The following is a 20759-nucleotide window of genomic DNA, read 5'->3' as shown; positions in this document are numbered from 1 at the left end:
ATCTCCTTGTTCAGAAGGTTTTAAGGTATTCAAGTAAATCGGCTTTTTGGGTCGGGCTTAGATGCGTGCCGTAAACGTGGCCTGCGTTGGAATTGCCCGGCTGGGATGTATCGAAGCAATAGACACCTTCATCCTCGCACGGGGGTGACAGGAACCCGCCATTCACCGGGTCGATCACATCCGAATTGCGCTGGAATTTTTTGGGGCGATCTTCCGGGGCGTTAAGTAAATCCGCCAGCGTCGGCACCGATCCGTTATGCAGATACGGGCCGCGCACCCAAAGCCCATCCAGCGGCATATTTGCGTAGCCGTCGGTTTTGCGGAACTGCCGGAACGCGTAAGGCGTGTCCGCAAACAGTTCAGTCACCTGCCGCTGCTGGAACTCGTTTGTGTAGCTATCCAGCCGCGCGCGATCCGTCCCAATGGACGCGATTGGCTGAACGGTTCCCAACTTGTCGCCCGAGAACTCGTACTCTGTCCCGGTCCAACGCCCGTGGCACTCCAGACAGAAGGTCGCGTACAGGTTGGCCCCCCGTTCGGCGGCCTCGGCATCCACCTGTACCGGGTTCGCAGGCGGCGGCAGATCGCTGAGCCATGCTGCAACGCGCTCAATCCCGCCATGATCCGCAGTTTCCGCTGTCACCCCGGCCCCAAGCGCCGCCGACAGGTTGCGTTCGGCCAGCGAAGGGTTGTTGCCATCCCAGTGCAACCGCATGCCTTCGCGCGGGCCTTGCAGGAAGATGGAGGGAAAATCAGATGCGCCGATGACCTCTTGCGGGGTCAGTGCATCCCCGTTCATGTCGAATTCCAGCACCTTGTAGGGGTTGAACGTGTCCACGCGACCGGTGCCCCAATCCGGCTGGCGCGCCAATAGGGGCTGCAAAGCGGCGCGGGTCGCCAGCAATTCCTCGCGAATGCGGGGGACAACTGCAATGCGCCAGAACAGCCGCTTGACGGGTCCAAGGCCATTGCCGCTTTGTTCGATGGCGTCGAACAGCGGTTCGGCGGCCAGTTTCGGACTGGTCGAGGCGTCCAGCAGAAACTCGATAAACGCATGAAATTGCAGGTTGTTCGACGGCATTCCGGGCACGATCACCGCCTCGGCCTCAGCCGTTTCGCGATAGGTCCCGGCATGGCAGACGGCGCAGTTGAACCAGACCAAGGTGATGCCCAACTGATCGCGGCGGGAAATGCCAATTGGCAAGTCAGTGCGGCCTTTCTCATCCTCCTGATACAGGAACCCAAACGCCTCGTAGGTCGTCTTGCCCTCAAACGCGTCGGGGAAGAGATAGGGCAGCGCCTGCCAGACCTCATACGGCAATCCGCTGGAGGTTTCCGAACCGATAGAGCCGTGCAGGAAATGCTGCTCATCAGTCTTGAAATGCTCGGGCCCGCCGCGCAGCAAGGCCAACAGCAACCAAAGCGCGACGACCAAAGCAAGCAACCCGACCAAAGCCATCAGGCCCACAAGAATGGTCAGCGGCAACCGTCGGCGGCGGCGTTTTACCAGAGCCTCTTCAACAAAGGTGACAGGCTGGTTCCTCATTCTGCCGCCTCCCTGTCAGGGGTCGGGATTTGAAGGATCGGCTTGGTTTCATAGATCGACATCAGTTCTTCGATCATCGCATCACGGCTTTCGAACCTGTCCTCCTCATAACAACCCATCGGATGTTTCGGCGCATTGCACAGGCATTTATTGCAGCGTGTGCAAGGTTTTGGCGGCTCATCTTCACCTGCGGCCCAATGCTTGACCAGATCATTATTGGCTACCAGAGCCCGCGCGATGGACACCCCATCGCAGCCGCCCGAGGTGATGGCATCACGCACAACCCGCGCGTTCTGATAGCCGCCGGTGTTGATCACAGGAATGGTCACCGCCTGTTTTATCGCACGGCATTCTTCCAGGCTGATGCCTTCATCCTCGCGGCCTTTTTTCAGCCGGAACCAAAGCCGCAGGAATAGCGGGCGCAGCAAGGGGAAGCGGAAGAACAGGTAGTTTCTGAACCCGTTGACGCCCGATGCAATCATCGCGTCGTAAGTAACGGCCAGAACCTCAAGCGGCAGGTCCCCCGGCGGGTTCATTGGATGCGGAAACAGCGAGCCGGTCGAGACGTGCAGGGCATCCACGCCCGCGGCCTCGCACCATTGCGCGACCTGCACCGTGTCGGACAGGGTGTTGCCCTTACCTTCCCACGGCAGGACGTTGTTGTGGTCCACGGCAGAGAGTTTGACTTGCAGATGGAATTCGCGCCCGACCTTGGCGCGAATGGCGTCGATCACCTCAAGCAGGAACCGCGCGCGGTTGCGTAGGGAGCCGCCGTAATGGTCGGTCCGGTCGTTGATCGCGGAACTCAGGAACTGGGTGAACAGATAGCCATTGGCGGCGTGCAATTCGATCCCATCCAACCCGGCCTCACGCGCGCGCCATGCGGCCTGGGCGAAATCTTCGACCATTTCGCCCACTTCATGCGTGCTCATGGCGCGGGTTGGGAAGCCGTGCAGGGTTTCGTATGCGTTGGTGGGGCTTGGGGTCGGGCGGTGCTGATTGTGGATGCCGGGCAAATCCATCTGGCGACCGGAATGTGACAGTTGAAGGATGTATTTCGATCCGTTGGCGCGGACCGCCTCACCCAGCTTTTGCCACAGGGGAATGAACTCATCCGTATGAATGGTGGCGTAGCCGGCGATGATGCGGCCATCCATGCGCACGGGCACATAAGATGAGATCACGGCCCCCACCCCGCCCCGCGCAAACTTGCATTCCCAGTTGATCCGCGTCTGCGTCAGCGCCCCATTTTCGGCGTCGAAGCGACCCGAGATATTCGACCGGAAGACCCGGTTCTTGACCTCAAGGTTGCGGAACTTGAGCGGAGTGAAGATGATATCGTCGCTCATCCGGTTTCTCCCGCCTGTTTCCAGATCTCTGCCAGCAACGCCATGACCCAGTGCTGGGCCGGGCAGCGGCTCCAGCTTGATCCCAGAAAGGCCAGATCGGCATCCATGCCTGCGCCCGCCGCCCTGCGCGTGTTCATGGCGACCAAAGTGACTGGCCGCACGCGCCCGCCGATTGTGTCGCTATGGCGCTTTCCGGCACGCATCACGGTGCGTGGCGCGGCAATCACGCGCAAAGCCGCCTGTTCCGGGGTAAGATGGGCGCGCAGCCGCTGATCGGCCCATGCCGCTTGCAACCGTTCCAGGCTGAGCGCCAGATTATGCACCGCGATCCCGGTGCCGTGGACAGCGCCCTTGTCGCCCTTAGCGGCCTGACCCAACACGCCTTGAGCGTCCCGCAATGCGCCGGACAGAAAGGCGATGAGGCGCCGAAGGGGGTTAAACGATTGCAGATGTGTCTCGATCGCTTTGGCTGCATCCCAGGTTTCGGCGCTTGCCGCATAGGTCGGATCAAACACGCGGCCCGTGATCTGCTGCGCAAGCTCACCCACGGGCCTGCTCAGATCGCCCCTCACATAGCCCACCATCTGATTAAGCGTGTCGGTATCCCAATTGCCCGGCGCGAACTTATCGGCAATGTCCTGAGACATCCGACGCCTTTCGGGGTCGTCCCGCATCATCGCGCTGGGCAGCGGATTGCCACCAAGCGACAACGCCGATCTGACGCGGTGCGCCAGTATCCGGTTGATCAGCGGCCCCCGCGGGCGAAACCCGCGATCCAGCGCGGCGTGGTCGGCAAGCTGTCCGATCTCATCCGCGTCATCGGTCAGGATCAGATCGGCAAGCAGCGGGATGCGAATGTGACGGGCCATGCCTCAGCCCCCCGCGATCCGCCAGGGGAAGAATGGGTTGCGGGCATCGACCAGAGCTTCGGCAAGGTCCGGGCAATGGCGACGCACCACGTCGGAAAATCCGTTTTCGGCAACCCATCGGAACCCGGCCTCTGTGTAGATTTCCGGTCGGAAATCATCGGTATAGAAGCGATCGCTTTTCAGCCTGCGTGAGGCCATGAGGATGAAGATACGAAACGCCGTGTCCGAGAACCCAAAGCGCGGCGGCTGGTTTTTCGACTTCGCTTCGGCCAGTGTCCCGACCAGCAGATCGACCTTTTCGACGGTGCCATAGACCTCTTGCAGTGTGGACTGCCAGTTGGGATCATCGGTGATGTCTTCAAAGGTTTCAGGCCGCGTCGCGCCGATGGCGGCCCGGAAATCGGCATAGCGCGGCACGCCCCGCTCGCGGTCACGCAGGACATCAACGGCGGCGAGGTCGAGGAACACATTCGCCTCAACCTTCTTGTCCAGACGGCGCAGGGTTTCGGGGAAGTTGTTCAGCACCAAGGCACCCGGATTTTCGGTCGCCAGAGAATACAGCACGTCGTCGAAACTCAGATTGTCATACAGCTTGCGTGCGCCCGGACCTGACACTTCGGTCAGCCCGGCGCTGTGCAGATGCGCGTTGTCGGAATGGCTGCGGAATTCATATGCGTCCGGCATCAGCGAGTGCAGCCGGTAGACCGAGCCGAACTCCTCGGTCATCGCATAGGGGCTGCCATGATGATCCCGCGGAGAGCCGGGAATGCCCGACATCACCTCGCTGTCCGAGACCCGACCCACCGCGTTGAACACGGTTTCGCCCATCAGGCCCCAATAGTTGCCACGCATCGCCATGCGGCCTTCGGGGCTGTCCATCAGCGCGGGCGTCCATTCTACGGTGTGGATCTTGGCCATCAGCGCCGAGTTCACCAACCGCGCCTTGTGAAACAGCCAGTCTTCGCTTTCATCCGGATGATCAATGCGCAACCGCGCCACGATGGAATTATGCTCGCGCGCGAACAGAGTGTGCAGCACCGACAGCCCGGTCCACCAGTTGCCGTTGACACCTGCCAGTTCCTGACCTTCGCGCTTGGCCTTTTTGTCGACGGGTAAAAGACCATCGTCCAAAGCAATTTCGGCCGATTTGGGCCGGCCCTTCAGTTTGGCGGTGCGGACGTAACGCAGACGTTCCTCGGTCGAGCCATAGATTTGCGATCCATCCCACCAACTGGTTTCGACATTGCGGAAGGTAGGTGGACGGTTGGCATCAGCATCCGTCACCTGTTTGTCGGGCATCGTGCGCCGTACGGTCATCTTGCCGCCCGGCCAGTCGTCACCTTCGGGTAGCGGCACGTCCAACGGCTCGGCATCCGGATCGTTGGGACCGTGGCTGAGCCAGTCATGCACCATGAACTGAATCCAGGCAGCCGCCAGCACGTTCAGATGTGGAACGGGTACAAATTCATGCCGCTTGAGAAGCTTTTCGCTGACCAGTCTGGGGCTTGGATCCATCAGATCCGCGTCGCTGGGCGGATAGGTGTCCCTCAGCGCGACATTGCGTCCGAACCGGGTGCCCGTCGCGCCCATGCGGGGCTGCGAAAGGTCGTTGAATTGCCCGTCCGCGGTGCGCCATCCGATAATGTCAAAATCCTCGGGCCGTTCGCCATCCAACGGCGCGGTTTCGGTATCGATCAGGTTGTTGTGCCGCAGGTTGACACGGTGGCCCAGAATAATCGCCAACGCAGGCAAAAACGGCCAAGCGTGCCAAACTCTAAATCTTTGAGAAATAGAGGCAAATCTGCCGAGCAGAGAGTCCAGAATTCTTTCGAACATCGAAAATGTCCTTAAAGACAGTGGGATAACAATAATCAAACTATTGTTTGTGCATATCACAAAATCCGTGACTTTGACAGTTGGGGGATTCCGCACCTTGATTGGCGGTCAGCGGTGTCGCGCCTTCGACCCCTGGTTGCTCCAGATCCCGAACAATTCGGCAGCAGCTGATTCCGTGCGGTCCGCGTAGATCGCGATGTCCATGGGCTCACGCCCCAACGCATTCGCCAGCGAGATCACCTCGCCGCTTTGCAATTCGCTGTGCACCATGCTGAAGGGCAGCCAACCGACCCCAAGGCCCTTGCGGACCATCTCGAGAATACCGGTCGAAAACGCCGTCTCGCAAATCGGGTTGGTGCTGTACCCAGCCGTCCCGAACCGGCGCTCCTTTCGGCGCAGAACCTGCCCGAAATAGCTGTTATCCGGATAGACGACTGCCGGCGCAGTGTCGGAAATGTCGCCCACGTCTTTCACCGCAAACCGAAGGGCCCCGCCCACCACAGGGATCAGATAATCCCGCCCCCAGGTTCCGCGCAATACGCCCGACCCGAACTCCAACGGTTCGGCCAGATCGGATTCGTAGCACAGCAGCATGCTGGCATCTTTGCGCAGGAACATGCTGACGCAGTCGCTTAGGTTAGCGGCATGCAGACGGAACCTGACGCCCGGCAGGTGCGACCGGGCCTTCAGCGCCATGTCCGGGAACCGGGAAAACACCTGCGCATGTTGTGCCGCGATCCTGACGGTGGTCGCCTTGGGGTCATGATGGGCAATTTTTGTGCGTAGCTCGCGAAGCTGGACCAGAAGCGCACGTATCTCGGGTTCGTTTGAGATCAGCGCGGCGCTGATCTCGACCCGGTTGGTTTTGCGGTCCAGTATGGTGACGCCCAGCCAGTCTTCGAAGGACCGGATACGCCTGGAAAACGCGGGCTGGGTGATATGTCGGCGCGCGGCGGCCCGGCTTAGATTGCCCTCTTCCAGCAGAACAAGAATGTCCTCTAACCATTGTGTATCCATGAAAAGCGCACCCCCAGCCAAAGCAAAAGTATGAGTAGCCGTACAAAAAAGCACTGTTTTTCTTTGATTTGATAGGAAACGCTTTGAGAGATCCCAACGGTAAGGACCTCAGAGCATGGCAGAGTCGGCAGAAATCTCGGAGAATACTGCGGGCGAAACCGCAGACCTAACCTTTAGCCTGTGCAAGGAACTGTCGATCAGTCTGGCCCGGTTCCCGCGGATTTCCTTCGGGCATCTTCCGACACCTCTGGAACCGATGGACAGACTCAGCGAGGTGCTGGGCGGCCCGCGCCTTTGGGTCAAGCGGGACGATTGTACCGGCCTGTCGACCGGTGGGAACAAGACCCGGAAGCTTGAATTTTTGATGGCGGACGCCGTTGAAAAGGGCGCGGACACGATCATTACCCAGGGCGCTACGCAATCCAATCACGCCCGCCAGACTGCTGCTGCGGCGGCCAAACTGGGGTTGGAGTGTCACATACTGTTGGAAGATCGCACCGGATCGGATGACCCCAACTACATCATGAACGGAAACGTTCTGTTGGACCGCCTGCACGGGGCCTCGGTGTCCAAGCGCGACGGCGGTGCGGACATGAATTCCGAAATGGACAGGTTGGCCGATCACCTGCGGAGCGAGGGCAAGAAGCCTTACATCATTCCCGGAGGGGGCTCGAACGCCATTGGTGCGCTAGGTTATGTCAACTGCGCCCGCGAATTGACCGAACAGGCAGCCAGAATGGGATTGTCGATTGAAGCGCTGGTTCATGCGACCGGCAGTTCCGGGACTCAGGCCGGGCTTGTGGCCGGGCTGGCGGCGATCAAAAGCACCACGCATCTTCTGGGTATTGGCGTTCGGGCTCCGCAAGACAAGCAGGAACAGATGGTGTTTGAACTGGCGACCAAAACCGCAGCGCATCTGGAACTGGACGCGCAGATCGCCCGCTCAGAAGTGCGAGCGAATTGCGATTATGTGGGGCCCGGCTATGGGCTGCCGACCGACGGGATGATCCGGGCGGTCAAGCTGTTGGCCCACACCGAAGGGCTGCTGTTCGATCCGGTATATTCAGGCAAGGGCCTCGACGGGCTGATCGATCAGATCCGCAAGGGTTATTTCGACGGCATGAGCAATGTCGTGTTTCTGCACACTGGTGGAAGCGCGGCCCTGTTTGGGTATTCCGATGCCTTCGGACTGCCCGGTTACACACCATAAAAACAAGAACAAAACAAAAAGCGACCAACAAGGAGAGATCACTATGTCACTGAAAAAAACCCTCATCGGCGCGGCGCTGCTGACCACGTTTGGGGCGACCGCTTATGCCGAAGACGTCAAGATCGGCGTGCCGTCCTGGACTGGTGCTCAGGCCATCGCCTATGTGCTGGGCGAGATCGTCGCCACCCGCATTGGCGGGACGGTCGAATATGTTCCCGGCAATAACGCCACGATCTTTCAGGCGATGGATCAGGGCAAGGGTGACATCGATGTTCATCCGGACGTCTGGCTGCCGAACCAGGAGAGCTTTACCAAGAAATATGTGGATGAGGCGGGCACAGTGACGCTGTCCTCCAATCCATACGAAGGGAACCAGGGGTTCTGCGTGTCCAAGGATTTCGGTCAGGCCAACAACATTACCGACATCGCAGATCTGGGTCGCCCGGATGTGGCCGCGCTGATGGACAGTGATGGCAATGGCAAGGGCGAGATGTGGATTGGCGCGCCCGGCTGGGCCTCGGCAAATGTCAACGAGGTCAAGGTGCGCGACTATGGCCTATTGGACTTCATCGAACCGATCCGAGCCGAAGAAAGTGTCAAGACCGCGCGCATCAAGGACTCGATCGCCAAGGGCGAAGGATATGCGTTCTATTGCTACAAGCCGCATGCGGTGTGGTTCATGTTTGATGTCGAGATGCTGACGGAACCCACCTATGACCCTGCAAAATACGTGATGATCCAACCGTCCGACGATGCCGATTGGTACGAAAAATCCAATGTGGCAACGAAGGACGCCCTGAAGCAGGTTCAGATTGCTTGGTCGAACTCGCTGGCCGACCGCTCGCCCGCCATTGCCGAGTTTTTTGCCAACTTTGCCCTGACCGCCGATGATGTCAGCGGTCTGGCCTTTGAAATCAGCGCCAATGGTCGCGAACCGGCTGATGTTGCGAAGGACTGGGTCAATGAGAACTCGGACCGCGTCGACTCGATGCTGGGGCTGTAAGCGCCCAACTGAACTGCCGGTACCGGTTTCGGCCGGTCCCGGACCTGATCTCTTCAAACAGTGGCGCAAAAATGAACGCAGAAACCGTCATCGAGATTTCGAATGTCTGGAAGATTTTCGGGGCTAAACCACAGGCCGCACTGCAAGCTGTTCGCGAGCGCAACCTGAGCAAGGCCGAGGTACTGGCCGAGTATAACTGCGTTGTCGGTGTTGCGGATGTCAGCCTGTCGGTGAACCGGGGTGAAATCTTTTGCATCATGGGCCTGTCGGGCAGCGGCAAGTCGACCCTTGTGCGCCATTTCAACCGTTTGCTGGAACCCACCGCGGGCAAGATCGAGATCGAAGGCACCGATGTGATGGCGTTGGGCACGAAAGACCTGCAGCACTTTCGCAACCAGAAGATCGGTATGGTGTTCCAGAACTTCGCGCTGATGCCGCACCGCTCCGTTCTGGACAACGTGGCGATGCCGCTGGAGATCAGGCAGGTTGCCAAGAATGAACGGATGCGTCAGGCGGCGGCCATTCTGGACATCGTCGAGCTGGGGGCCTGGGGGTCCAAGTTCGCCCATGAACTGTCCGGCGGGATGCAGCAGCGTGTCGGCCTTGCACGGGCGCTGGCGGCCAATCCGGATGTTTTGCTGATGGACGAACCGTTTTCGGCCCTTGACCCGCTGATCCGGCGGCAATTGCAGGATGAATTCATCCGACTGTCGAAAATCCTCAAAAAGACAACGGTGTTCATCACCCACGATCTGGATGAAGCCGTTCGGATCGGGGATCGCATCGCCATCATGCGCGACGGCAAGGTTGTGCAGATGGGCACGGCCGAAGATATCGTCATGCATCCCCAGGATGACTATGTCGCCGACTTTGTCGCCGGGATATCGCGTCTGAAAGTGGTGCATGCCAAGGTCGTCATGCGCCCGATTGAAGACTGGACGTCCCGGAACGGCCCCCTGCCCGCCGATCTGCACCGCGTCAGCAGCGATGAGACGCTTAGCAATCTGATCAATCTGGCCATTGATGATGACAATCCCATCGTCGTGGCCGACGCGGGTGCCGATGTTGGCGTCATCACCCGCGCCGACCTGCTGCGTACCGTTATCGAAGGGACCGAGGTGTCATGAGGGACGAAAATATCAATCCGCTGGAAGACACCGAAAGCGAGGCCGCGCTGGCCTATGCGGAAGAGCGCAAAGAGAACATTCGCACCTTTGTTCGCACGCATCCCGACTACTACATCGCCAATTTCGACAAGGTCGGTGCTTCGGCGCGGTTTACGCCGACCTTCAACTTTTTCGCGGGCCTCTTCGGGCCGATCTGGTTTGGTGCGCGCGGCTTGTGGTCCTGGGCGCTGTGCTTTCTGATCATCGAGGCGATAGGATTTGTCCAGATCGCCCGTGGCCTGTTCGGAGATCTCGCCTCGGACGCCATGGCCCGGATCGCGTCTATCGAGGGCACCTTAGAGTTACGCAAACAACAGCTTGCGGCGGCAATCGAGGCGGGCTCGGACCGGGTGGACGCGTTCCAACGCGCGGTGGACGGGCTAGAGGCGAATATCGGCGGCATTCGCGCCGAGGCCGAGGCGCTGGCAGAGCAAGGTCCAACCATCGCCCTGACCGGCCTTGTTATCCTGATCATCGCCAAGTCGGCGCAGTCGGTGATGGCCAACTGGGCGCTCGAAGCTCGGTTTTCCGAATGGCTGTCGGACCGGTCGATCCGGTCCGGGATGCCTGTATCCCAGATCGTGTTCAGCGCGGTGTTCATGGTTCTGATCGTGACGGTCGCCATGATCAACTACAGCTTTCCGGGGCGTTTCACGATCCTCAGCGATTTTCCGACGGACCCGGAATTCCGACTGCTCAGCATCGACGGGGTCGAGGCGTTCTTCAATTGGGCCGTTCTGAATGGCGAGGCGCTGTTCGACGGGATCACCTATGCCATCCGTTTGGTGCTGGACGCGCTGGAGCTGGTTTTTGTCAGCACCCCGTGGATCGTGATTGCGTCGCTTATCATCTTGCTGACCTGGCTGACGGCCGGTGTGCGAATGGCGATCTATTCCGGAGCGTTTCTGGCCTATATGGGCCTGCTTGGGTTTTGGGAAAAAGCCATGACAACGCTTGCTTTGCTTGGAACGGCGGCATGTCTGTCCATCGTCATCGGAATCCCACTGGGCATGTTCGCGGCACGCCGTCCCCGGTTCTATGCGTTCATTCAACCGATCATGGATTTCATGCAAACCATGCCCGCCTTTGTGTTCATGATTCCGGTGATTGCGTTCTTCGGAACAGGCAAACCCGCTGCCGTCGTCACAACGATGATTTTCGGCGGCACCCCGGTGGTACGCCTGACCGTTCTTGGTCTGCGTGGCGTCCCCGAAAGCGTGCGCGAGGCGGCGATCAGCTTTGGGGCCAACAAATGGTATCTGCTGACCAAGGTCGATCTGCCATTGGCCAGCCCGTCGATCCGGGCGGGGATCAACCAGACCATTATGCTGTCGCTGGCGATGGTGGTTGTCGCCTCGCTGATCGGTGCCAAGGGGTTGGGTGAGGATGTTCTGGAGGCCCTGCAATACGCCAATGTCGGACAAGGTATCCTTGCAGGGTTCGCCATCCTGTTCTGCGCCATGATCCTGGATCGCATTGTTCAGGGCCAGCGCAAGTGACGCCCCTTGTTCTGGTGCACGGCCTGATGGGCGGCAGCCCGCAGTGGAACTTGCAATACAAGGCCCTTTCAGATCATTTCGAGGTCGTCGCCTTTGACCTGCCCGGCTTTGGCAAGAACGCACATCTTCCCGCCATAGACCGCATCGATGGTCTGGCCGACTGGGTGATCGCGCATCTGCGTGCGCTTGGTACAGACAGGTACCACCTTCTGGGCCACTCGATGGGCGGTATGGTGGTGCAAGAGATCGCTCGCGCTGATCCAAGCGGCGTGCAAAAGCTGATCCTGTACGCGACCGGTGCAATTGGCGTCCTGCCCGGACGGTTTGAAACCATCGACGAAAGCAAAGCTCGCGTTGAACAGGACGGCGTCGCAGCCACCGCAAGCCGGATCGCGGCAACGTGGTTTTGGGAAACCGAGGCCGCGCCCCATTTCAAGGATTGCGAAACCGTGGCCCGAATGGCCACGAAAGACGCCATTCTCGCCGGTCTGGATGCAATGCAAAATTGGTCCGGAGCAGAACACCTGCAAGACCTGCAACAGGAGACGCTGGTAATCTGTGGCGACCGGGACCGAACCTATTCGTGGGACCAGACGCATCTGCTTTGGTCCAGTATTCCCAACGCCAGCCTGTCCGTGATCCCCGGATGCGCGCATGCGGTGCATATGGAGAAGCCCGCGCTTTTTAACGGCGTTTTGTTGGACTATCTCATGACCGGTTAACTTGCAGAACCAGCGACCCAACCCGGCTTGAAATTAAATTACGTTATCGCCCGTGAAATCGAAACAACATGACAAGGCCATCATGATCGTTTAGGTGTTCACTTAAAACGAAAAGAAGACAAAGTTACCGAGAACTCTGTGGAACAGGTTGTTTTTACGTTCGAGATGGGAGTCGTTTGCGCGCTGTTGGCGTTTACCGTGTTCCTGTTTGTTTCAGAAATCGTCAGGATTGATCTTTCGGCCATATTGGTGCTCGTTCTGGTCGGCCTGCTGAGCTATGCGCCGGGTCTTGAGAACCTGGCGGATGTCTCTCACCTTTTCGATGGGTTTGCGTCAAACGCCGTAATCTCGATCATCGCGGTCATGATCGTGGGTGCCGGGTTGGACAAGACCGGCATCATGAACAAGGTCGCGGCTGTCATTCTGAAATACGGCGGTACGGCTGAAAACCGGGTATTGCCTATCGTTTCGGGAACGGTTGGCGTTATCTCATCTTTCATGCAAAATGTGGGCGCGGCGGCGCTGTTCCTGCCGGTTGTCAGCCGCATATCCTCACGGTCCGGTATTCCGCTTTCGCGTCTGCTGATGCCGATGGGCTTTTGCGCCATCCTTGGCGGCACGATGACAATGGTCGGGTCATCGCCGCTGATTTTGCTGAACGATCTGGTTGTGACCGCGAATGAGGGGCTGCCGGACGATCAGAAAATTCAGCCGTTTGGCCTGTTCTCGGTCACTCCGATTGGCGCGGCGCTGATCCTGACCGGGATCGCGTATTTTCTACTGCTTGGCCGATGGGTACTGCCCGGCGACACCGGATCCGACAATACCGGCACCAGCCAAGGCACGCAGGAATATCTGCAACGGGTCTACGGCCTGAAAGCAGATGTTTTCGAGGTTGTGGTCCCCGCAGACAGCCCCTTAGTCGGTCAGGTGTTGGCTGACATCAACCACGAAAACCACCTGTATATCATCTCGACCTTCTATCGCGGCAAAACATCGATGGTGCAGGTTCTGACGGCCGAAATTGCCGCGCCATGTCGGTTGGCCATCATCGGGCGCCGCTGGGTGGTAGAGGAATTTGCCCAGAAGTTTGGACTGAAGGTCCTGCCCGAGTTGGACATTTTCGTCGAAGAATTCGCACCCACAAATGCCGGTATTGCCGAAGTGGTCGTGACACCCGACAGCAAACTGATCGGGAAATGCCCACGCGAGTTGTTGTTCCGCAAGACCTACGGAATGTCCCTGCTGGCCATCCACCGGGGCGAAGAGACACTCAGCCATGTCGAAACGGACACGCACGAGTCCACGCAGATCGGTCTCGAAACCTTCAAAGCAGGTGACATGCTGGTGGCACATACCAGATGGGACAACCTGATGCGGATCACGCAGGATCCTGACTTTGTCGTGGTCACATCCGATTTCCCTCAGGAAGAGTTGCGCCCGCAAAAGGTTGGCTGGGCGCTGGCCTTCTTTGCGATTTCCCTGTCGTTGATTTTGTTCACCGACGTGCGGCTGTCGCTGTGCCTGCTGACCGGTGCCGCCGGAATGATGCTGACCCGCGTGCTGAGCGTGGATGAGGCGTATCGCGCCGTGGGATGGAACACCGTTTTCCTGCTGGCCTGTCTGATCCCCTTGGGTCAGGCGGTGCAAAATACCGGCACGGCGGCGTGGATCGCCCAACAGATCATGGTTCTTTTGAATGGCTGGCCGATCTGGGCGCTGCAGGCCGGTGTCGCGATACTGGCCACAGCGTTTTCGCTTGTGATGTCAAATGTCGGGGCCACTGTATTGCTTGTGCCGCTGGCCGTGTCCATTGCAGTTGCCGCCGGAGGAAACCCGGCTGTTTTCGCCCTTACGGTGGCCATTTCCACCTCAAACAGCTTCATCATTCCGACGCACCAAGTGAACGCCCTGATCATGGGGCCTGCCGGCTACAAGGTCATGGACTTTGTGCGATCCGGCGGCGTGATGACGATACTGTTTTTGGTGGTTTCGATGTTGATGCTGAACTTGATTTACTAAGCTTGAAAAGCTGGCGACTTCATTCGCCACTCTGCTCAGAAATCATTTTGGCAGTTGGGTTGGCCCCCACGTCGTCAAGCATTCTGATAACTTCGGCTTTCCAACCTGCCTTGATCTTCAGCGCCAGTTGCGACGGCGGGCGGTGTTCCGGTTCCAGAATTGCGTATTCATACCGAAGGGGGTTTGCGAACGGCAGGAACACGACCTTTCCGGCAGACAGGCCCAGTTCCTGTTCCGTCGCGACGGTCAAAGGGTCCACGATTGTGCAGCATTGGCCCGAGCTTACAAACGGAATAAGAGGCAGAAAATACTGGCAGGTCACTGTCGAGTTGTAGCGGGCCGATACCTCCTGAAACTTGCTGCGGATTTTGTGCTGGAACGGGTGCGTTGCGTGCAACCCGCCCATCGGAACCCCATCCAGGTCCGAGATCGAGATACTGCCGCGCGCAGCCAGCGGGTTGTCCCGGTCAATGGCGCAGAAACAATCGGCCCGGATCAGTTCGGCAGAATATTGCGGCTCTTTCCCGGTCGCGTGTTCGAAATCGGCAAAGCCAAAGTCGATATTCTGCGTTCCGGCAAGCTCCATGATTTGGGGAGAACTGCGGGTGGACAGCGTGATGCGGATATCCGGGTTCTCTCCGACCGATTGGCTGATGAAACGCGGGAACAGAAAGGCCGAAGGTCCCGGCATCGTGGCGATGTTCAGGCTGCCGGAATGGCCCTTGATCAACCCCTCCATCGTGCTGGAGATTGCGGCGAGACGGTCCAGAATGCCCGTCGTTTCGGCCAGCAGGTAATGCGCCTCGGGAACCGGAACCAGCCGCCTGCCCTTACGCTCGAACAAGGTCAGGCCAAGGGTTTGTTCCAGGTTCTTCAGGGCCAGGCTGATCGCGGGTTGGGTGCGGTTCAGTTTTCTGGCGGTCTGAGAGATGGAGCCGGTTTCCATCACCTCGCGAAAGACTGTGAGCTGCGTCAGGTTCATTCCTGTCGTATAAGCCAAACTTTAGTTTTGTGAAATATAACAAATTTGTATTTATGCCGTTTGTCTTTACGCTTTTGGGATCGAGGTTCGGTCAAACCGAATCCCACGAACCAACAACGGAGACGACGATGAAACTCGTGAAATGCCTGACAGGTCTGGCTTTGGCTGGCGCGCTGGCCGCCCCGGCGCTGGCGCAGGATCCGACCTTTTTCCGCATCGGCACCGGCGGGGCCGGTGGGACCTATTTCCCCATTGGCGGCACCATTGCAAACGGTATCTCTGCCCCTCCGGGCTCGCGCCCCTGCGAGGAAGGCGGCCAGTGCGGCGTGCCCGGTCTGATCGCCATTGCGCAATCCACCACAGCGTCGGTGTTCAACAACGCCGCCGTCCAGAATGGTGAGCTTGAGGCCGGTCTGGCCGCAGCCGACGTGACCCGCTCGATGTATCTGGGCGAGGGTAAGTTCGAAGGCAAACCCCACCCCAACCTGCGCATCGTCGCGAATCTGTTCCCCGAGGACCTGCATCTGGTGCTGCCAGCCGGTCAGACGATCAATGATCTGAGCGATCTGGAAGGCAAGCGCGTGGGTATCGCGCAGGCCGGTTCCGGCACGCAGGTTGCCGTGTTGCAGATGCTGGACGCCTGGGGCGTCAATCGCGACAACATGGACGAGGCCGAGCTGAACAACAGCCAAAGCGCCGAGCGTCTGGCTGACGGTCAGCTTGACGCCTATTTCTACGCCGCAGGCTGGCCGGTTGCCGCGATGGTGCAGCTGTCCTCGACCAAGGGGATGAACCTGCATTCCTTCACCGACGAGGATATGGCCAAGATCAATGAGATCATCCCGGCCTATATCCCCTCGACCATTCCGGGTGGCGTTTATGAAGGCATCGACGGTGAGACCAAGACCCCTGCGGTCAGCGCGATGCTGGTTGTGTCCTCGGAATTGTCCGACGAACTGGTCTATGGCCTGACCAAGGCGCTGTGGAACGACAACACCCGCAAGCTGCTGGACAATGGCCACGCCAAGGGCAAGCAGATCACGGCTGAAACCGCGCTGGACGGTGTCGAGGCTTTGGGTGTTCCGCTGCATCCGGGGGCCGAGAAGTTCTATAAAGAAGCCGGTCTGCTTCAGTAATCGCAACCGACTGAAACCTGTCGCCGGTGCCCCTTATGCGGGGCACCGCATTCTGGAATTATGCGAAATCAGGGGGCCATCATGTCCGAGACCCAGAAACTTGATGACCACGAACTGACAGCCGAGGAACTGGCGGCCATCGAGGAACAGTTCGACGAAGGTGCCGCCGTCCGCCAGGTCACGCCCGCAATGGGCAAGGTGCTGCGCGTCGTTGCCCTGATCTTTGCGTTTTATGAATTTTTCACCGCAGGCTTCGGCCTGCCTGCCGATCACTGGCATATGGGTATCTATCTGGCCCTGCTGTTCATTCTGGTCTACGCCACCATTCCGATTGTCGGGGCCAAAAGCCTCTATGCCCTCAAGATCAGCCGCTTTCGGATCGGAAACATCCCCCTTTATGATCTGGTTTTCATGGGGTTCGGCATCGTCGCCGCGCTGTATGTGGGCGTTGCCTGGCGCGGCATCCCGGCTCTGGGGATCGAGGAACAGACATTCCGCATGGGCAACCCGAACGGCTATGACGTGTTCCTTGGCGTCGTCATCATCCTGCTGGTGCTGGACATCGCCCGCCGCACGCTGGGCTGGGTGCTGCCGCTGATCATCTGTGTCTTCATCTCATACGCGCTGTTGGGGCCGTATTTCCCCGGCTTGCTGCAACATCCCGGAGTAAATTTCAAAACCTTCGTGTCGTCGATGTATTTCCCGCAGGAAGGCATCTATGGCGTCACGCTGTGGGTGGTTTCGACCATCGTCTTCCACTTCGTCCTGTTCGGCGTCATCGCACAGCGCACGGGGTTGGGGCAGCTTTTCATCGACAACGCAACGATTTTGGCGGGCCGTTATACCGGCGGTCCTGCCAAGGTGTCGGTGGTATCCTCGGCGTTTTTCGGCACGATCTCGGGGTCTTCGGTGGCCAACACCGTGTCAACCGGCGCGCTGACCATTCCCAACATGAAGCGCCTTGGATACCCCGGCCATTTTGCAGGCGGGGTCGAGGCCGCGTCCTCGGCCGGGGGTCAGATCACCCCGCCGATCATGGGGGCCGCTGCCTTCATCATGGCCGAGTTCCTCGAGGTCCCCTATACCACCATCGTTATCGCCGCGATCTTCCCGGCGATCCTGCACTATGTCGGCGTCTTTGCCGTGGTGCACCTGATGGCGCGCAAGCTGAACCTGAAAGGCTTGGCGAAAGAGCAACTGCCCCAGCTCAAGGCCGTTTGGGCCGAGGGCTGGGCCAATATCGTGCCGTTGATCGGCCTACTGGTCGTACTGTTTACAGGCTACACGCCGTTCATGTCCGCCTTCTGCGGCATATCACTGGCGGTGATTGCGGGCATGTCGCGGCTGAGACACCCTCCGACACTGATCTACGCGGCGGCGTTCCTGGCCTTTGTGCTGTGGAAATTCTCGGATGGCGGGTTCGACCTGACCATGACGGCCATTCTGTGTGGCCTGTCGCTGATCGCGACCCTTAACCCCCAGAAACGGATCGAAGTGCCCGAGATGCTGGCCGCGGTTGAACTGGGTGTGAAATACTCGCTGGCCGTGGGGGCCGCCGCTGCCGCTGTCGGCATCGTGGTGGGTGTGATCAACACCACCGGCATCGGTTTCCGCATTGGTTTCATGGTGACGCAGGGCGCGGGCAATTTGGCGGCGGATCTCTACAACATGATCTCGTTCGGCAGTTTCCAGCTGTTTGCCATGGAAGACCTGCAATTGTTCATCTCGCTGGTATTCATTGCCATCGTTTGCATCCTGATGGGCGCAGGCATCCCGACCACCGCGCTTTACATCATGCTGGTCTCGGTCGCGCAGCCCGCGCTGGCCCAGCTTGGCGTCCCGCCGATCGCCAGCCACCTGTTCGTGCTGTATTACGGCGTAGTGTCCGAGATCACGCCGCCTGTCTGCACATCCGCCTATGCGGCGGCGGCGATTGCCAACTCGAACCCGTTCCGAACCGGATTGTCGGCTTTCACCCTTGGGCTGGGCAAGGTCATCGCGCCCATGGCATTCGTCTATGCGCCGGTCCTGCTGTTCGTGTCCTCGACCGGGTTCAATCTGTGGGAGTTCACCTATACTGCCACCAGTTGTATCGCCGGGGTCGTGGCCCTGTCGGCGGCGGTGGTGGGCTATTGGCTGAAGCCGTTGAACATGGTGTCACGCATCCTGATGGCCATCGCCGGGGTGATCTTTGTCGCGCCAAGCCTGACCGCCGATCTGATCGCGCTGGCCGTGGCCGCTCCGGTCATCGTCACCCAACTGATCGCGCGCAACCGCAGTCATTCCCCGGCCTGATGCTATGACAGAACAGGTGACCATCATCGGCGCAGGGATCGTCGGCATTTGTTGCGCCCTTTCGCTTCAGGAACGCGGCATTCAGGTGCGCCTGATCGACCGGGGGGAACCGGGACAGGAGACCTCGTTCGGGAATGCGGGCGTGATCTCGCCCTGGTCGATCATCCCGCAGGCCATGCCCGGGGTGTGGAAGCAACTGCCCCGGATGCTGCTGAACCCCCAAAGCGCCTTGTCAGTGCGCCCGAGTTTCTGGCCAAAGATGATCCCATGGGGCCTGCGGTTTCTTGGCAATTCGAGCGAGAGCAAAGTGCGCAGCACGTCAGAGGCGATGGAACTGCTGTGCCGCCCTTCGATCGACCTCTACCGCAAGCACCTGAATGGAACGGGGCACGAAGGCCTGATCACCGACAGCTATTATGTGCACGCGTTTCGCCGCGCGGAAGATGCCAACCTGAACGGTCTGGATTATCAAATCCGCAAGGAAAAAGGCGGGCAGATCGAACGGGTCGACGGGGCCGAGCTTCGGCGTATTGAACCGGCTTTGTCCCGGGATTTCAAAGCCGCCGTGTTGATCAAGGGACAGGCGCGGGCGCTGTCTCCGGGCCGCATTGGCGCAGTGCTGGCCGAGAAAGCCCGCACTCAGGGTGCCGAGTTTGTAAGAACCGAAATCAAGGCAATCTCGCAAGCCCCTGATGGGCGCTGGGACCTGACGACCTCGGACAAGACGATACAGGCCTGCCACGTCGTCATGGCCGCCGGGGTGTGGTCGGCAGACCTGCTGAAACCGTTGGGCATCAAGCTACCGCTGGTGGCCGAGCGCGGGTATCATATCGAGTTTCCGGACGCCCACAGCACGCTCAGCCATTCGGTGATGGACGTGGACGCAAAGATTGTCGCCAGTTCCATGCAGGACGGCCTGAGGGTTGCGGGAACGGCCGAGTTTGCCGAGATCGACGCCCCCCCGGACCCGCGCAAAAAGGCGCTGCTAACCCAACAGGCGCAGGCGATGATGCCCGATCTGAACCTGCAGGGCGCGCGCTTTTGGATGGGGCGGCGTCCGTCCTTTCCCGACAGCCTACCGGCCATTGGTCAGGTGAACGGAAAATCGGGCCTCTACGCCGCCTTCGGGCATTCGCATTACGGATTGATGATGGCCCCAAAGACCGGAGAGCTGGTGGCCGATCTTCTGTCCGGTCGGCGGCTCAACATCGATCTCGATCCGTTTTCACTGGGGCGGTTCTAGGCACCCTGCCCGCGCCGCAGCTTGGCTAAAGAAAGGAACACCCATGCCGGTTTTCAATGGCGGACAAAATATCTGCGGCGCGTCCATTGGCGTGCTGTGTCTGGAAAGCTATTTCCCCAAGCCGCCCGGCCATATCAAGAACCCGTCCAGCCTGCCCTTTCCTGTGCTTTATGAAATGATCGACGGCATCACCGTGCCGGACCTGTTGAACGACCCCAAGCCCGAATTGCTGGACCCGTTCATCAAAGGCGCACAACGGCTCGAGGCCGAAGGCGTGCGCGCAATCACCGGCAGTTGCGGTTTCCTTGCCTTGTTTCAAAAGGAACTGGCCGCCTGCGTCTCGGTCCCGGTGTTTGCCTCAAGCCTGATACAAGTGCCGCTGGCGTTCCACATGACCGGGGCCAAAGCGCCTGTTGGCGTGTTGACCGCAGATGCCCGGGCCCTGACGCCCCGGCATTTCGAAGGCGTCGGAGCCGCAAACATCCCCGTCGCCGTAAGAGGGCTGCAAGACACCGAAGAATTTGCCGAGGTGATCCTGCGGAACACGCGGACACGCATGGACACCGACCTGATCGAGGCCGAAGTTCTGCAAGCCGCCCGTGATCTGCAACGCGAAACGCCGGACATCCGGTCTGTGGTGCTGGAGTGCACCGACTTGCCGCCCTACGCCGCGCAAATACAGGACGCGCTGAAGCTGCCGGTCTTTGACCTGACGACGCTGGCGCAGATGGCGCACGCGGTTTCGGTGCGGTCTGCGTATTCTGGCATTATGCCTTGGGCTTGATCATTCGTTGCCTCGACGCTCGCTTTTGGGCCGCCTCCAAACTAGACGTTAACGTGGATCGATGAGGCGATGAGCGTGGC

General features: G+C 59.4%; 16 protein-coding genes. 10 read left to right on the top strand and 6 right to left on the bottom strand.

From position 1 onward, the window contains the following. Positions 1 to 10 precede the first annotated feature (10 nt). The 5 genes from ACR0C9_RS03170 to ACR0C9_RS03150 all read right to left on the bottom strand — a co-directional run bounded on the left by ACR0C9_RS03170 (position 11) and on the right by ACR0C9_RS03150 (position 6617). Positions 11 to 1546: a c-type cytochrome gene (locus tag ACR0C9_RS03170; RefSeq protein ID WP_480780360.1), complete on the bottom strand. Its 1536-nt coding sequence runs from the start codon at positions 1544 to 1546 to the stop codon at positions 11 to 13. After that, positions 1543 to 2895 carry an NADH:flavin oxidoreductase gene (locus ACR0C9_RS03165; RefSeq protein ID WP_170734422.1) on the bottom strand — a complete coding sequence of 451 codons (1353 nt, stop codon included), beginning with the start codon at positions 2893 to 2895 and terminating at the stop codon, positions 1543 to 1545. The genes ACR0C9_RS03170 and ACR0C9_RS03165 overlap by 4 nt, the downstream gene beginning before the upstream one ends. Continuing rightward, on the bottom strand, positions 2892 to 3764 hold the full coding sequence (locus ACR0C9_RS03160) for a hypothetical protein (protein ID WP_480625775.1): 873 nt from the start codon (positions 3762 to 3764) through the stop codon (positions 2892 to 2894). Before ACR0C9_RS03160 ends, ACR0C9_RS03165 begins: the two co-directional genes overlap by 4 nt. 3 nt (positions 3765 to 3767) lie before the next feature. After that, complete coding sequence (locus ACR0C9_RS03155; protein ID WP_480625774.1) at positions 3768 to 5507, bottom strand: peroxidase family protein; 1740 nt, start codon at positions 5505 to 5507, stop codon at positions 3768 to 3770. 201 nt (positions 5508 to 5708) lie between these two features. Then, positions 5709 to 6617: a LysR family transcriptional regulator gene (locus ACR0C9_RS03150; RefSeq protein ID WP_480625773.1), complete on the bottom strand. Its 909-nt coding sequence runs from the start codon at positions 6615 to 6617 to the stop codon at positions 5709 to 5711. A 196-nt stretch (positions 6618 to 6813) separates the two neighbouring features. Between ACR0C9_RS03150 and cuyA the strand changes: the two genes are divergently transcribed. The 6 genes from cuyA to ACR0C9_RS03120 all read left to right on the top strand — a co-directional run bounded on the left by cuyA (position 6814) and on the right by ACR0C9_RS03120 (position 14239). Next, positions 6814 to 7827, top strand: coding sequence for a D-cysteate sulfo-lyase (gene cuyA / locus ACR0C9_RS03145; protein WP_480626264.1), 1014 nt, complete (start codon positions 6814 to 6816; stop codon positions 7825 to 7827). Between the two features lie 43 nt (positions 7828 to 7870). Continuing rightward, positions 7871 to 8830 (top strand): ABC transporter substrate-binding protein, encoded by a 960-nt coding sequence (locus ACR0C9_RS03140; protein WP_170451792.1) that lies wholly within the window; start codon positions 7871 to 7873, stop codon positions 8828 to 8830. A gap of 71 nt (positions 8831 to 8901) precedes the next feature. Further along, positions 8902 to 9957, top strand: a complete 1056-nt coding sequence (locus ACR0C9_RS03135) for a betaine/proline/choline family ABC transporter ATP-binding protein (RefSeq protein ID WP_170451794.1) — start codon at positions 8902 to 8904, stop codon at positions 9955 to 9957. Further along, complete coding sequence (locus ACR0C9_RS03130) at positions 9954 to 11495, top strand: ABC transporter permease subunit (protein ID WP_480780359.1); 1542 nt, start codon at positions 9954 to 9956, stop codon at positions 11493 to 11495. Before ACR0C9_RS03135 ends, ACR0C9_RS03130 begins: the two co-directional genes overlap by 4 nt. Continuing rightward, entirely contained in the window at positions 11492 to 12217 is a 726-nt protein-coding gene (locus ACR0C9_RS03125) for an alpha/beta fold hydrolase (RefSeq protein WP_480780358.1), read from the top strand. The genes ACR0C9_RS03130 and ACR0C9_RS03125 overlap by 4 nt, the downstream gene beginning before the upstream one ends. Before the next feature lie 165 nt (positions 12218 to 12382). Continuing rightward, positions 12383 to 14239, top strand: a complete 1857-nt coding sequence (locus ACR0C9_RS03120; protein WP_170453102.1) for an SLC13 family permease — start codon at positions 12383 to 12385, stop codon at positions 14237 to 14239. A 19-nt stretch (positions 14240 to 14258) separates the two neighbouring features. Here ACR0C9_RS03120 and ACR0C9_RS03115 read toward each other — a convergent pair whose 3' ends face one another. Then, positions 14259 to 15221, bottom strand: coding sequence for a LysR family transcriptional regulator (locus tag ACR0C9_RS03115; RefSeq protein WP_480780357.1), 963 nt, complete (start codon positions 15219 to 15221; stop codon positions 14259 to 14261). Positions 15222 to 15349: 128 nt separating this feature from the next. Here ACR0C9_RS03115 and ACR0C9_RS03110 point away from each other — a divergent pair, with 128 nt between their 5' ends. From ACR0C9_RS03110 to ACR0C9_RS03095, 4 genes are all read left to right on the top strand, one after another. Beyond that, complete coding sequence (locus ACR0C9_RS03110) at positions 15350 to 16357, top strand: TAXI family TRAP transporter solute-binding subunit (RefSeq protein WP_170451802.1); 1008 nt, start codon at positions 15350 to 15352, stop codon at positions 16355 to 16357. A gap of 81 nt (positions 16358 to 16438) precedes the next feature. Further along, positions 16439 to 18652: a TRAP transporter permease gene (locus ACR0C9_RS03105; RefSeq protein ID WP_480780356.1), complete on the top strand. Its 2214-nt coding sequence runs from the start codon at positions 16439 to 16441 to the stop codon at positions 18650 to 18652. A gap of 4 nt (positions 18653 to 18656) precedes the next feature. Next, complete coding sequence (locus ACR0C9_RS03100; protein ID WP_170451807.1) at positions 18657 to 19895, top strand: FAD-dependent oxidoreductase; 1239 nt, start codon at positions 18657 to 18659, stop codon at positions 19893 to 19895. Positions 19896 to 19938: 43 nt separating this feature from the next. Beyond that, positions 19939 to 20679, top strand: coding sequence for an aspartate/glutamate racemase family protein (locus ACR0C9_RS03095; RefSeq protein ID WP_170451809.1), 741 nt, complete (start codon positions 19939 to 19941; stop codon positions 20677 to 20679). Positions 20680 to 20759: the final 80 nt, after the last annotated feature.

This window comes from Ruegeria sp. C12, from assembly GCF_056537745.1.
The sequence above is the reverse complement of the archived record's forward strand: the minus strand, read 5'-3'. Positions and strand labels throughout refer to the sequence as shown.